This is a genomic window from Haloferax sp. ATB1 (assembly GCF_000730175.1).
In genome coordinates this window covers 1-12,818 of sequence record NZ_JPES01000075.1, presented here as the reverse complement: position 1 = coordinate 12,818, position 12,818 = coordinate 1, and the positions used below count along the sequence as shown (strand labels likewise).

Below are 12,818 nucleotides of genomic sequence, written 5' to 3'. Positions count from 1 at the left end.
GGTGAAGACGGGAGTGCGCCTCCGCCCCTCGGCGGGCGCAAATAAACGTAACCAACGAACAGCGGTCAGTCGTCTTCTCTAGTGGTTGCTCCATCTCTGTTCGAATGCTGAGCCGGATCGGACTGCCGGAGCCGCGGACGGTATATCTGTATAGCGATAATTCTATAGGGAATACAGGGGACAAGACTAATACCGTTAGATGCGATACCGATAACTAGCGATGATGGAGTACGTCGACGAGACCGCGGCGAAGATCATGGTTGCGGCCCAGCCGGGCGACTCGATCCGTCGAATCGCCCAGAAGATCGACGGCTCCTACTCCTGGGTCTACGACTGGATCGAGCGGTTGGAGGACGCAGGCTTCATCCGGCGCGAGGACGGCGTCTACATCGAGAATTACGCTGTCAGGGATCGCTACTACGATCTCGTCGCCGCTATTTCCCGCTCGGTTCCTCCCTCGATCGACGACGGCTACGTCATTCCGAACTTCGCTGGGATGCCCTTTGCGTACACGAAAATCGACGGCGTCTACGTCTGGACCCACGGCGGCTATCAGATCGCCCGCGGCCACGACGACTATCCGATCTTCATCCAGGTCGCCGACCGGGATGTCGAACAGTGGACGGCGTTCTTTGATGAGTTCGGGATTCCGAGTCGGATCGAAGAGCGGCCGGATGCGACCGACTACGAGGCGACCGTCTCGTACGTGTTGTTCCCGACGAGTGGGGAGATCACTCGCGAGTGGGTCGACGGCAATCCGGTCATTCCGTTGGATGAGGCAATCGAGCACATGTTGGAGTACCGGGTGAACTACGAGCCGGCGTTGGAGATGATCGCCGATGAATATGACCGCGATATCGACGCGTCCCACGAGGATCCGCGTCTCAATGCATGAGTCTCGGTGAACGCGAAGACGAATTGCTGGACACTCTGGAGGCCGTCATTGACGGCAACCTGCCGTACGTGCTCGTCGGTGGGTGGGCGATCGCGGCGTTCAATCAACGCTTCACCACGGACGTCGACGTCGTCATTCCGGCCCAAGCGGTCGACGACTACACCGACCTTCTCACCGACCGCGGCTACGAGAAAACGGCCGATGTCGAGCGAAACGAGCTCTACGAGGGCCGGACTATCCGGTTTACGAAAGATATCGGGAATCCGGTTCGGTTCGACGCGATGGTGGATGCGCTGGGCTGTCGCCAGACGGAAGCTGAGTGGTCGTATCGCTATCTAGCCCAGCACTCTGTCACCGAGGAACTGCGAACCGGGCGTCCGGTAACAGCCAGGATTCCGGAACGGGAGTTGCTGTTCGCGGTGAAACTCCACAGTGGCCGCAAGGCAGACTCTCGGGATCTGGTGGTGCTGGCTGCTGGCGCGGATTTCGACCGGATCGCGACTCATCTGCATCGCGGGGAGTCCGAGAAGCTCGCTGGTCGCATCGAGACTGTCCTCAACCGCCTCACGTCGGAGGATTTCGCAGATGCATTCAAAGGAGTCTTCGAACAACAAACGGTTCCCGAACAGGATATCGACGCCGTCGTTGAGTTCCTTCGTGACCAGCAGCGCCGAATCGATTCTGAACGATAATATCGACTGTCGATGGATATGTCTTGGGACCGATCGAAACGGCGGTGTTCAGATTAGGAGTGAAGGACGAGGCGGTCGTATTTCGTGTGATCAATGCCCGAAATCGACCGCCTCGACGGTCCTAGCAACCGAATCGAGTTAGACTTTGTGGAGAAAGAGGAGACACCGCAGCCGCTGATGAAGCTCAGTATCGAGCTGCACGCGGCCGGCCTTTCACTTTCGGATACTGTCTCTGTCTTAGATGAATTCGGTGTCGATCGGGCTCGCTCCACCGTGCACAACTGGGTCCAGAAAGCCGACTTACAGCCCAGCGGCGGCAAAGCTCCGGATCAGGTTGCGGTCGACGAAACCGTGATCCAACTCGACGACCAGCAATTCTGGCTGTACGCGGCGGTCGATCCGGAGACGAACGAATTCTTGCATCTCAAGCTGTATCCGGCCCGAACGACTGCGCTCACCCAGTCGTTCTTGGCCGACCTCTGCGAGAAACACGACGTCGAGGACGCCGTGTTCCTCGTTGATCGCGGTCCGTGGCTCCACGCCGCGCTCCACCGCCTCGGCCTCACCTTTCGCCACGAAACCCACGGCCGTCGCAACGCCGTTGAACGTGTCTTTCGTGAGGTAAAACGCCGAACAAGACAGTTCTCGAACTGTTTCAGCCACGCCGCCGCCACGACCGCCGAAACCTGGCTCCAGACCTTCGCCTTCGCATGGAATCAGCTAATCTGAACACTACCGATCGAAACACGCAGGGTCGGACGCCGAACGAATTAACCAACAGTGTGGACAAAGCATTCCCGGCGTTGGTTAACAGTCGGAGAAGGCGTGTTCAGCTCTCGGCGACCGTCCCGATGATCTCCTGCGCGGTCGAACTGATCCGGCCGAGACGCTCCTGAATGCTCTCCGCATCGTCGTCCTGCCACGCGGCAAGATAGAACGCTGAACCGCTCGTATCCAGGTTGAAATATCGCCCGACGATGTACGCAACGGCTTCGGCTTCGATCTCGCGTTTTGCACGCTCGGGTTCGTCGTCGACATCGAAATGGAGCAGTGCGTGAGCTACTCGTGAATCAGCGTCACCGCGAGGGTTCGTCGTCGACATCGAAATGGAGCAGTGCGTGAGCTACTCGTGAATCAGCGTCACCGCGAGGTCGGCCTGATTCGAGCGAGCTTTCGCTTCGACGACGGGTTGGCACTCGTCGAGATTCCGGTGTTTGCAGACGCCTTTCGCGTCGCCATGCTCCCAATCAGCAGCGTCGACGACACGGACGTCGATATCGAGAGTAGCTGCCGCATCAAGGAGCGCTGGCACCAGGTCGTCGGCGTTACCTGTGGCCTCGGTTTCCAACTCGGGGAGCGGTTTGCCCTCGGTTTGAGACACATCGAAGACTGCCGTTGGTTTGAATCCAACCAGTCCTTTGGACCACTCCTCGGGCGGTGTCTCATTGTAGTCACAGTCGCTTTGCTCGTGGTAGCTCGGCGAGTTCCCGCACTCAGGGCACTGCTTCGTAATAATGGGTGCCCAGATCCAGATCGCCTGTTCGCCCTCTTGGACGTGCCGGTCGAACTCCGACCGCCACGTATTGTAGCCCGCTACGCGTGTTGCCTCGGGACACTGGAGCTTGATCAAGAGGGTGTTGCGATGGGAGTAATCGTGGAATCGGGACTGGACATCGAGCCACTCCTGGAACTGTTGGCTGGCTTTTGCCTCGTCGATGTCTGCGACGAGCTCGTCGATCCAGTCTTCGATGGTACTGTGCATCTCGTCGTGCCGGGTGTCAGTCTCCTCGAACGAGACCCCCGACTCACTGGCTGTCATCATGGATTGCATCACATCGAGTACGACGACGTCTCCGAGTCAGGACGCGCCGCACCCCTCGGCGGCGCACAATAAACGACGGCGCGACTGCGGGGTTTATACCGGGGTTGCTATCGGACGCTGGGATTAACAACCAGTGCGACACAATCACCGAGAGAATGGGTCTCGTCGAAACGTTCCGCGGGGTCGTTGGTACTCGCACGTCCAGCCCGTCTACCCTGTATGAGTGCCGACACTGCGGAACGACCCTTTCCGAGGACGCCGAAACGTGTCCGACCTGTGGTGGAGAAGACGTTGTGTGCTACCAATTCTAAGTGAATGTTCTTCTATCTGAACAGGTTGCGGTCAGACTCGTTTCTGTTCGAGATAGCCCCCGGTCAAACACCCCGCAGTGTGAATGGGGGATCGGTTATCGAAGCGCTGTCTTCTCGTCAGCGAAGCCGACCGTGACGAGATACTCGAGGAACGCGTCGAACTGGTCGACATCGCTCGGCGTGTCCGCCGCGAGGTGTCGTGCCCACTCGATGGCCCACTGGAACGCAGGATCGGTTCCGCCCTTGCCATGTATATACCACCAGCGGGCGGCCTTCAGGACGACGAGCGGATTCGTCGGCGGCTGCTCGCTCGCGAGTCCACGAGTGATCGACCGGATCTCCTCGGGTACCTCAGCGGGATCGACCTCGCCTGATTGGGTGTTCGATACGTCGACTGGAATGTCGTCAATCGAGACATCGTTCGGACGCTGTTGTTGACTCACGGAAAATCACCATCTCTGAGGACTCTCTGGATCGAGCCCTCGCCCTCTCTGGAGGCGCGAAAAACAGCTCGCTGCGTCACGCCGGCGGGAGGTAGACGCTCTGCTCGCCGGCGACTTCCTCAAGGTTATTTCGATGGCGGTGGGCGAAGTAGCAGTCGTAGCTGCAGTAGCCACAGAGAGCCCCAGTATCGTACTCGGCGACGAATGGACCGCGCTGAGTCATCCAGACGTTGGCTTCGCATTCGGTACACGCAGCACCATCGAGATCCCCTGGCGATGGCCCCTCATACTCGATCTCGAAGGAGTCGTCCTGTGGTGTCGATTCGGGCCAAACACCTTGAGACTGCCAGAATTCCTTGAGACGGGCGAGACTGTGGCGGACCGTCTTGCGAACCGTGACGTGGTCGGTGTCGCGACCGCTGTCGTCCCAACCATCCGCCGTCCAGAACTCACCGAACTGCGCCCCGCGATGGAGGCCGTTCCAGTCGAGGCCGACGATGTCGGCCGGTGGCTCGTCCGTGAGGGTCGGTCGGGTCAGCTGCTGGATGACGTCCCACTGTTTCGGTGGGCTGCCACCGAGGATGTGGACACGACGGCCACGCCAGTCGGTCGGTTCGGTGAACTCGTGGGCCAATCGGTCGGCGTATCCCCGCGAGTAGCCGAGCACGATATCGTTCGGAATCGCATCGATCACCTCGCGGCACTTCGGGACGATGACGAGTTCTGCATCGGGATAGCTCGCCTGGATCTCACGAGCGGCGGCCACGTACTCGTCGACGTCGTCCACCTCGTACGCATCACCAATCACGCCGACGTGGGGTTCGTGCTCGAAAAATCGGGCGACGTATCGATCCAGATCGGGATTCCGGAAGTCGTTGTCGAGCATCCCGACGGGGATGTCCAGCTGCTTGAATTGGGTTTGCTGATACCCGCAGTCCTCCCGGAACCCAGGCAGGAATCCGAGTTCGTATGCATCCAGGGCGTACGGCGCCCGATGGAGGAACGCCACGCTATCGGCTTCTCTGGCGGCAGTGATGTCGCTAGCCGTACTGGCGTTTGAACTGATTTCGAGGGACATGACTGGGTTGGCGAGGCCGCTGCTGGCCGCCCCGCGCCCATTCAGGGGGTTGAAAAACTGGCCGCTCTCGTTAACCAACAATCGGTGAACTCACTGGTGGGTTGTTGGTTAACTACAGAGATTGGTTGACAAAAACAACTCTCCGTACGAAATCCTCTCCCCTCTAATAAGGATAAAATCGATACGACGGTTACCGTAACGGTCATTCCCCGCAAGTGGGTACGGGTACATATGGAGCGAAAGACGCTTTCCGTGACCGGGATGTCGTGCAACGGGTGCGAACAGAACGTGGAGACCGCCTTGCGAAACCTCGATGGCGTGACTCGAGTTGATGCTGACCACGAAGCGGATACTGTCGATGTGGTCATCGAGGATGGGGTCTCCGATGACGATGTGAACGCGGCAATTGAACAGGCTGGGTACGACGTAGTGGCCTAATCGGCTGCCGCCCGGCCGTCTCTCACGTCGCCGTCCGTGTGTTCTTCGAGTGCGAACTCGGTGTTGACGCCCTCGCCAGAGAGGAGCTGGCCAGCGAAGCTGTTGGCGAGGACGGCCGAGACAGACAGTACCATCGCGAGCATCGCGAACACGGGGTGAACGAGTCCGGTCGTCGCGGCGGCGACGCCGACGCCGTTGAACGCGAAGGCCGTCGCGAGATTCTGGCGGGTCTTCCGATAGCTCTCCCGCCCGATCTCGTAGGCGTCCATCACGCCGCCGAGTCGGTCGCCCATCAGGACGATATCCGCTGACTCGATGGCGATATCCGTCCCGGCGCCGATGGCGATTCCGATATCCGCCTGCGTGAGTGCGGGGGCGTCGTTGATGCCGTCGCCGACCATCGCCACGCGGTGGCCGGTTTCCTGTAGGCGGCCGATCTCCTCGCGTTTCTCGTCGGGCAGCACGTCGGCCATAACACGGTCGATGCCGACCTCGTCGGCGACCGCGTTCGCGGTGCGCTCGTTGTCCCCGGTGATCATCACGGGCGTGATGCCGGCGTCGCGAATCCGCCGGATGGTCTCGGCGGCGTCGCTCTTGACCGCGTCACCGATGCCGATCAGGCCGACCAGTTCGCCGCCACGGACGACGCCGGCGACGGTGAGGCCGCGATGCTGGAGCTGCTCGATGTCGTCGTGGGCTGCCGAGAGGTCGACCCCTTCGTCGCCGAGCCAGCCCGGCTTGCCAACTAGCACGTCGTCGCCGTCCACGGTCGCTTGGACGCCCTTTCCAGTCACGGAGTCGAAATCATCGGGGTCAGCGTACTCGACATCTTGCTCGGTGGCGAACTCGAGGATCGCATCAGCGAGAGGATGCTCGGAGAACGCCTCCGCACTGGCCGCAGTGGTGAGTACATCCACCTCGTCGGCAACGAACGCGACGACCTCACTGACGGTGGGTTCGCCGACGGTGATGGTGCCGGTCTTGTCCAACACGATGTGGTCGACGTCGGGGAAGACCTGGAATGCGTCGCCCGACCGCATCAGGATGCCACGGTTCGCGGCCTTCCCGCCGCCCCGGATCAGGGCCAGCGGTGTCGCCATCCCGAGCGCGCATGGATAACCAAGGACGAGAACGGCCAGCGCCGCGAATGCCCCCCGCTGGACGTTGGGGGCTGCCCCCCACGCGAGTGGGGCAACCACCCAGAAGAGGAACGACAACCCGGCGATCGTCAAGACACCGGGGACGAAATACTTGAGCACGCGGTCGGCGAGCTGGATGATGCCGGGCTTCATTGCCCGAGCTTCCTCGATCTCGCGGGCGACCTGGTTTAGGAACGCGTCCTCCCCGGTTGCAGTTACTTTGATGAGCAGCGTCCCGGTCTCGTTGACACTGCCACCGATCACCGCGTCGCCGGCGGCCTTCTCCTCGGGGATGGACTCGCCGGTGGCGACTGACTCGTCGACCGTTGATTCACCATCGACGACCGTCCCATCGACGGGGATATTCTCGCCAGGCTTGACCCGGACGTGATCACCGATGTCGAGGTCGTCGACCGGGACTTCCTCGACATCACCGTCATCACTGATGCGGCGTGCCGTGTCAGGCTGGAGGTCAAGTAGGCTCTGGACGGCTTGAGAGGCGCGCGTCCGCACGATGAGGCTGGTGTACTCGGAGAGGATGTGGTAGGTGGTAATAAAGACGGAGACGGCGAAGAAGTGAACCGTTGGAAAGCTCGGGAACACAAACAGGCCGAGCAATCCACCGAGGAGCCCGGCGAACGCGCCTGCCTCTAAAAGGACGTGTTGGTTGAAAATACCCCGGCGGAGGCTCTGGAAGGCTTTTGTTTTGATATAGCGGCCAGGCCCGAACATCGTCCCGAGCGCCAGCCCCAGCGTCACCAGATCCATCACGAGGGATGCCGACTCGAAGCGTCCCATCACGAGGATCATCCACCCCATCAGGCAGCGACGACGATGGACGCGCTGCCGGCGAGCAGCAGTCGCCGCTTTCCGTCGGCGAGTTCGGCCTGCTGCTGTTTGTATCGTTTCGCTTTGTCCGGGTCACGGATGGTGTATCCGAGATCTCGGAGTGTGTCCTTCACCTCGATCTCGCTCAGACGGTCGTCGTCGTATTGAACGAGGACCTCTTCGTGGGCGAGACTCACGTCGATGTCCTCGACGCCATCGGTCCGGCTGTAGGCCTTCTTGATGCTCTCCGCACAGAACGAGCAGGACATCCCCCCGACATTGAATTGTTTCTGTGTCGTTCCCATCGTGGCTGTTAGTTATCGTGGGACGCGGATAACCATTACGACGAATATTATAGCGGTCTCGAAAATCTAATACCATTGTCGGGTGAGTGGCGTTACTCTTACTGTCGTTGTCCGCCTATCTCCTCACACGAATGGCGCTCCTCGAATCTGACGTGCCGATCCGCGAAGTCGTGACAACGGATCCGAAGAAAGCGAAGGCACTGGAGAACGACGTCCGGGCGAAGATCCTCGATATGCTCGCAGCCGAGGAACTGACGATCGAGGAGATTCACGACGAACTGCATCGTCGCGGCGAGGAGAAAGCCGAGACGACGGTGCGCCACCACGTGAACGTCCTGAAGGATGCGGGGATGGTCGAGATCGCCCGACTTGAGGAAGCTGGCGGCGGGACGCGGAAGTACTACAAGTCGAATACGCGAGTCTTTTCGTACGATCTTCCGGAACGCAGTGGAGAGCTACTTGCTTCGGCACAGGAGACGACGACCGAGGAACTGGCCGGCCTGATAGAGGCACTTGCTGCGGAACACGGCGAGGAGATCCAGGCCGTTGCTCGGGAGATGAAGCCGTGTGAATACTGCGAGACGCAACACTACGAGGAGTTCGTCGTTCGAGAACTCCTCAATCGCGCGCTCATCGAACTGGGTGAGAGTGGTGAATTCGGTGCTCGGCTGTCGACTGACCAGTGACCGGTCCGTCACCACGGCTTTGCCGGTCCGGTTCGTAGATCGTTCTATGACCCGGACAGCAGTCATCGCAGGTGTCGGTCCAGGACTCGGTGAATCACTTGCACGAAAGTTCGCAGCCGAGGGATGTCAGGTCGCTCTCTTTGCTCGCTCGGCGGACTACATCGACGAACTCGCTGAGGATCTTCCGGACGCCGGAAAGGGGCTGGCCGTCCAGACTGATCTGACCGACGTCGATCAGATCCGAGACGGGTTCGAGGCGGTGCGCGATGAATTCGGGGCGGTCGACATCCTCGTGAACCACGCCAGTGCCGCCTCCTGGAAGGGACTCATGGACGTGAGCGTCGAGGAATTCGAACGGGCGTGGGCGGTCAACGGGCGCGGTGCGTTCGTCTGCTCGCAGGAAGCTGTCGGCGACATGCTCGAGACGGGCGGCGGGGCGGTCATTTTCACAGGTGCGACTTCTGCGGTGCGGAGCCTCGGCGGCGCAATCGGCTTCACGGCCGCGAAGTTCGCCGCCCGCGGGATGGCGATGGATATCGCCCAGGAGTTTGGCCCCGAAGGAGTTCACGTCGCGCACGTCGTCATCGACGGGCAGATCGACGCGCCGGGCGTTCGTGACCGATTCCCCGACCGCGAGGATGAGACCTTCCTCGACCCCGACGAAATGGCCGAGACCTACTGGCACCTCGTCGAACAGGACGACGTCAGTACACAGCCGTTCGAGGTCCACATCACGAACGGTCCGCAGAACTCCGAATTCATCTGACTGCTGTGGGAACGGAACAAGTCATCGGTTGTGCTGGCTGAGCACGACTGGGCGGCAGGATTGTATGCGAGAAGCCCCTCCACCGTCCTATGGGCAGGAATATGCTCGTCGACGGGGACTGGAAGACCGATATCGGACCGTATACTGACGAAAGTGGCGCGTTTGATAGGGCCGAAACCTCGTTTCGTGATTGGATTCGGGACGCCCAGGATACCACATTCCAGCCGGCGGCCGGGCGGTACCACCTCTACATCGCGCGGAACTGTCCGTGGGCACACGGGGCCGCGCTCACGCGCCGCCTCGCCGGGTTGACCGACGTCGTCTCGATGGATATCGTCGACCCGTGGCGCGAGGACGAGGGTTGGGAGTTCACCCCCGAGAAAGACGGCTGCACTCCCGACACGGTCAACGGGTGTGAATATCTCCGGGACGTGTACGTCGCGGCCGACACCGAGTACACCGGTCGGGTGACCGTGCCGGTTCTCTGGGACCGAGAGCACGAGACCATCGTCAACAACGAATCCATCGAGATTATGCGGATGTTCGCCACCGAGTTCGCTGACTACGGCGACGAGGGGCGCGAGCTGTATCCCGAAGGCTACCAAGACGAAATTGACAGGATTATCGATTCGATCTACGATTCGATCAACAACGGCGTCTATCGGGCCGGCTTCGCGGAGGCACAGGAGGCATACGACGAGGCCGTCAGCGACGTCTTCGACGCGCTGGATCACTGGGACGAGGTCCTCGCCGACCAGCGATACCTCGCCGGCGACCGGCTGACGCTCGCCGACGTGCGACTGTTCCCGACGCTGATTCGGTTCGACGAGTGCTATCACACGGCATTCAAGTGTAACAAGCAGTATCTCCACCAGTACGACAACCTCTGGCCGTATCTGCGCGATCTCTACCAGACGCCGGGCTTCGCGGAGACGGTGCGGATGGAGCACATCAAAGACGACGGCTACTACCAGGGGGAGATCACGCCGATCGGCCCGGGGCTCGATTACGACCAACCCCACGACCGGGATCGGCTCTCGAGTCCCGACGAAACCACGGCCCGACCGTCCTAGCCTCCAATCTAGATATTTTCAAAATGTATCGAGTGGCGGCTATTGCTCCCAGTTCCTCGAGCGGTTGAGCGCGACCACCACTGTCACTTTCCGGAGTGTTATGCTATTGACTCACAGTAGGTGTTACATGGGATTCGACTCCGCCCAAGTTTCGACAGTCACCTTCGATTCGTACAGTACCCTCGTAGATGTAGACGCCGCGGAGAAAGCACTCGCCGACCGGGTTGAGGATCCACAACCGGTTTCGAAGCTCTGGCGGGCTCGTTCACTCGAATATACGTTCGTCGCCAACGCGATCGATGCGTATCAACCGTTCTACGAAATGAATCGGGATGCGCTCCAATACGCGCTTGATGCTTCCGGTGTGGATATCTCTACCTCGGAGCGAGATGAGATTCTCGCTGTATACCACGAACTCGATGTGTTCGACGACGTCCGGGATGGAATCGAGCGGCTCCGTGACGGTGGATACGACTGCTACGTCGTATCGAACGGCAATCCCGAGATGCTCGACTCGATGGTTGAGCATGCCGATATCGGAGATATTCTCAAGGACACAATCAGCGCCGACGAGGTCAAGACGTTCAAACCAGCCGCAGAGATTTATCGACACGCAGCTGCACGCACCGGTACACCGATCGATGAGATCGTCCACGTGACCGCCGGTTGGTTCGACGTCATGGGCGCTCAACACGCCGGAATGCAGGCCGCTTGGGTGGATCGCAAATCAACACCATGGGAACCGTTCGGTCCCGATCCAGATCTCACTATCGAGACGTTCTACGAACTGGCTGAGACGCTCGGCGTCTGATTGCGCTGAGTGAGCAACTCGGCTTCCGCCGGCATCTCTGTGGCTGTCTCAATTTCGCCGTCGCGTATCCTTTTTTGGTCCGGCCGCTTCGTGGGTGTATGAATGACACCGAAGCGAGCTCCTCTAATGAACTATCCGTAGAGGCAGTACTCGACCGTGTCCGGACGCACGAGTTCCACCCTGTTGATGAGACAAGCTTCACGGTCGATCGGACGCTCGAAGAGCACGGTATTGCAGACCTCGATGACGACGATTGGCGAGTCCGACTGCTCGCCGTCCGAGACCTCGTTCGGCTCGGTGACGCGAAAATGTCTGAAATCGCCGCCGAATTTGAGGATGACGACGTACAGGTACGCTACGTGTGTGCAACGGCGCTGGGAATTCTGAGAAGCCAGAGCGAGATTGAGGTGCTCGAACGGGTGGTCCGCGAGGATCCGAACGCGTTGGCACGATCGCAGGCTATTGTCGCCCTGGGACAGATCGGCGCCACCCGATCACTAGAGCTGCTTCGCGACCGGCAAGAGAACGACGATTCGAAAGACGTCCGCCATCAAGCCGAACTATCGGTCGACCGCATCCAAAAGGGCGAAGTCGCTGAACCCGAGCTGGAGGCCGCATATCGAGATCTCGACGAGGACACGTTCGAACAGCTGGCAGTCGGTGCGTCTGCGCCGTTATTCGAATTGCCAGACACCGACGGGCGGACGTGGGACCTCGAGGACTCGATTGGAGACGACGAGTGGACGGTCCTGATCTGGGTGTTCGCCGACTGGTGTCCGGTCTGCCACCGCGAGTTCGACGAACTAATCGAGCTTCGCGAGGAACTGCAGGAGGCAGACGTCAACGTGGCGACGATCGAATGTCACGGCCGCTATCGCGGCCGAGTGATGGTCGGCCGGGAGCTCGAACCGGAATACTGGTTCGCCGAGGAGTCTTTCATCGAGTCGTACACGGAGCAGATATGGTGGCCACACCTCCTCGACCGTGCAGGGACGGTCGGCGCGAAATACGGAGTCGACCCGATGGCCTACGCCGTCCACGCCGAGTATATCAATCGCCCCGCGACGGTCATCATCGATCCGACCGGAACGGTTCGATTCGCCTATTACGGGACGTTCTGGGGGGATCGTCCGTCTATCGAGGAGACCCTGGAGATGGTCCAGTCTGAGAAATTCGAGTTCGAGCATCCGGAACGACGTCGGGTGGAGTCCGAGTGACTACCCGCGCTAGTGGAGTGTGGAAAACCATCTCGTCGTGACGACGTACCGTAGCGCGAACCGGACGCGAATCGTTTAGGAGACCGTAAGCGCGAATAGCGTGAGATTGTGGACGGCAGGAACGAGGCCAGCACCGGCTGCGACTACGAGCAGCGCGACAGTCTCTCGACCGGCACGGTCTACGTCGGGGTCAAGCGCCCGCAGGATGAGCAGGGCAACCGTCACTTTCACGACTAAAAAGAGGAGGACACCGGATACACCAGCTCCCTCTCCCATCTGAATGAGTGCGGCAGAGATCGGATTCCGTTCGCTCG

The 12,818-nt window shown here is 60.3% G+C and carries 11 protein-coding genes and 3 pseudogenes; 9 read left to right on the top strand and 5 right to left on the bottom strand.

The window, feature by feature from the left end; genetic code table 11:
• Positions 1 to 223: 223 nt before the first annotated feature.
• The 3 genes from ATB1_RS11885 (at position 224) to ATB1_RS11875 (ending at position 2,316) form a co-directional block, all read left to right on the top strand.
• Positions 224 to 895, top strand: coding sequence for a helix-turn-helix domain-containing protein (locus tag ATB1_RS11885; protein ID WP_042661834.1), 672 nt, complete (start codon positions 224 to 226; stop codon positions 893 to 895).
• The gene (locus tag ATB1_RS11880; RefSeq protein WP_042661833.1) at positions 892 to 1,587 is read left to right on the top strand and encodes a nucleotidyltransferase domain-containing protein; all 696 of its coding nucleotides are present in this window, start codon (positions 892 to 894) and stop codon (positions 1,585 to 1,587) included. Before ATB1_RS11885 ends, ATB1_RS11880 begins: the two co-directional genes overlap by 4 nt.
• A 93-nt stretch (positions 1,588 to 1,680) precedes the next feature.
• A complete protein-coding gene (locus ATB1_RS11875; protein WP_042661832.1) occupies positions 1,681 to 2,316 on the top strand; it encodes an IS6 family transposase in 636 nt (211 codons plus the stop codon).
• Between the two features lie 100 nt (positions 2,317 to 2,416).
• Here ATB1_RS11875 and ATB1_RS11870 read toward each other — a convergent pair.
• The 3 genes and pseudogenes from ATB1_RS11870 to ATB1_RS11860 all read right to left on the bottom strand — a co-directional run bounded on the left by ATB1_RS11870 (position 2,417) and on the right by ATB1_RS11860 (position 5,241).
• Positions 2,417 to 3,409, bottom strand: a pseudogene (locus ATB1_RS11870) (ArdC-like ssDNA-binding domain-containing protein).
• A 406-nt stretch (positions 3,410 to 3,815) separates the two neighbouring features.
• Positions 3,816 to 4,163: a hypothetical protein gene (locus tag ATB1_RS11865; protein ID WP_042661830.1), complete on the bottom strand. Its 348-nt coding sequence runs from the start codon at positions 4,161 to 4,163 to the stop codon at positions 3,816 to 3,818.
• A 76-nt stretch (positions 4,164 to 4,239) separates the two neighbouring features.
• Positions 4,240 to 5,241 carry a DUF6610 family protein gene (locus tag ATB1_RS11860; protein ID WP_042661829.1) on the bottom strand — a complete coding sequence of 334 codons (1,002 nt, stop codon included), beginning with the start codon at positions 5,239 to 5,241 and terminating at the stop codon, positions 4,240 to 4,242.
• Positions 5,242 to 5,472: 231 nt separating this feature from the next.
• On the opposite strand from ATB1_RS11860, the gene ATB1_RS11855 reads away from it, so the two are divergent.
• Positions 5,473 to 5,679, top strand: a complete 207-nt coding sequence (locus ATB1_RS11855; protein ID WP_042661828.1) for a heavy-metal-associated domain-containing protein — start codon at positions 5,473 to 5,475, stop codon at positions 5,677 to 5,679.
• On the opposite strand, the pseudogene ATB1_RS11850 reads toward ATB1_RS11855, so the two are convergent.
• Positions 5,676 to 7,951, bottom strand: a pseudogene (locus ATB1_RS11850) (heavy metal translocating P-type ATPase). The gene ATB1_RS11855 and the pseudogene ATB1_RS11850 sit on opposite strands and share 4 nt — an antisense overlap.
• Positions 7,952 to 8,082: 131 nt before the next feature.
• Between ATB1_RS11850 and ATB1_RS11845 the strand changes: the two are divergent.
• From ATB1_RS11845 to ATB1_RS11825, 5 genes are all read left to right on the top strand, one after another.
• On the top strand, positions 8,083 to 8,637 hold the full coding sequence (locus tag ATB1_RS11845) for a winged helix-turn-helix domain-containing protein (protein WP_042661859.1): 555 nt from the start codon (positions 8,083 to 8,085) through the stop codon (positions 8,635 to 8,637).
• 46 nt (positions 8,638 to 8,683) lie between these two features.
• Positions 8,684 to 9,403, top strand: coding sequence for an SDR family NAD(P)-dependent oxidoreductase (locus ATB1_RS11840; RefSeq protein WP_042661827.1), 720 nt, complete (start codon positions 8,684 to 8,686; stop codon positions 9,401 to 9,403).
• Positions 9,404 to 9,492: 89 nt separating this feature from the next.
• Positions 9,493 to 10,476 carry a glutathione S-transferase family protein gene (locus tag ATB1_RS11835; RefSeq protein ID WP_042661826.1) on the top strand — a complete coding sequence of 328 codons (984 nt, stop codon included), beginning with the start codon at positions 9,493 to 9,495 and terminating at the stop codon, positions 10,474 to 10,476.
• A gap of 127 nt (positions 10,477 to 10,603) precedes the next feature.
• Positions 10,604 to 11,287 (top strand): haloacid dehalogenase type II, encoded by a 684-nt coding sequence (locus ATB1_RS11830; protein WP_042663907.1) that lies wholly within the window; start codon positions 10,604 to 10,606, stop codon positions 11,285 to 11,287.
• A gap of 98 nt (positions 11,288 to 11,385) precedes the next feature.
• On the top strand, positions 11,386 to 12,504 hold the full coding sequence (locus tag ATB1_RS11825; protein WP_042663906.1) for a redoxin domain-containing protein: 1,119 nt from the start codon (positions 11,386 to 11,388) through the stop codon (positions 12,502 to 12,504).
• 75 nt (positions 12,505 to 12,579) lie between these two features.
• Here the strand turns inward: ATB1_RS11825 and ATB1_RS22435 are convergent.
• Positions 12,580 to 12,818, bottom strand: a pseudogene (locus tag ATB1_RS22435) (hypothetical protein); the annotation flags it as partial.

Excerpts from the sequence above, each read along its gene's own strand:
- ATB1_RS11835 (WP_042661826.1), top strand. The coding sequence starts at position 9,493 with ATGGGCAGGAATATGCTCGTCGACGGGGACTGGAAGACCGATATCGGA.
- ATB1_RS11860 (WP_042661829.1), bottom strand. The coding sequence starts at position 5,241 with ATGTCCCTCGAAATCAGTTCAAACGCCAGTACGGCTAGCGACATCACT.
- ATB1_RS11875 (WP_042661832.1), top strand. The coding sequence starts at position 1,681 with ATGCCCGAAATCGACCGCCTCGACGGTCCTAGCAACCGAATCGAGTTA.
- ATB1_RS11840 (WP_042661827.1), top strand. The coding sequence starts at position 8,684 with ATGACCCGGACAGCAGTCATCGCAGGTGTCGGTCCAGGACTCGGTGAA.
- ATB1_RS11855 (WP_042661828.1), top strand. The coding sequence starts at position 5,473 with ATGGAGCGAAAGACGCTTTCCGTGACCGGGATGTCGTGCAACGGGTGC.
- ATB1_RS11830 (WP_042663907.1), top strand. The coding sequence starts at position 10,604 with ATGGGATTCGACTCCGCCCAAGTTTCGACAGTCACCTTCGATTCGTAC.
- ATB1_RS11825 (WP_042663906.1), top strand. The coding sequence starts at position 11,386 with ATGAATGACACCGAAGCGAGCTCCTCTAATGAACTATCCGTAGAGGCA.
- ATB1_RS11885 (WP_042661834.1), top strand. The coding sequence starts at position 224 with ATGGAGTACGTCGACGAGACCGCGGCGAAGATCATGGTTGCGGCCCAG.
- ATB1_RS11845 (WP_042661859.1), top strand. The coding sequence starts at position 8,083 with ATGGCGCTCCTCGAATCTGACGTGCCGATCCGCGAAGTCGTGACAACG.
- ATB1_RS11880 (WP_042661833.1), top strand. The coding sequence starts at position 892 with ATGAGTCTCGGTGAACGCGAAGACGAATTGCTGGACACTCTGGAGGCC.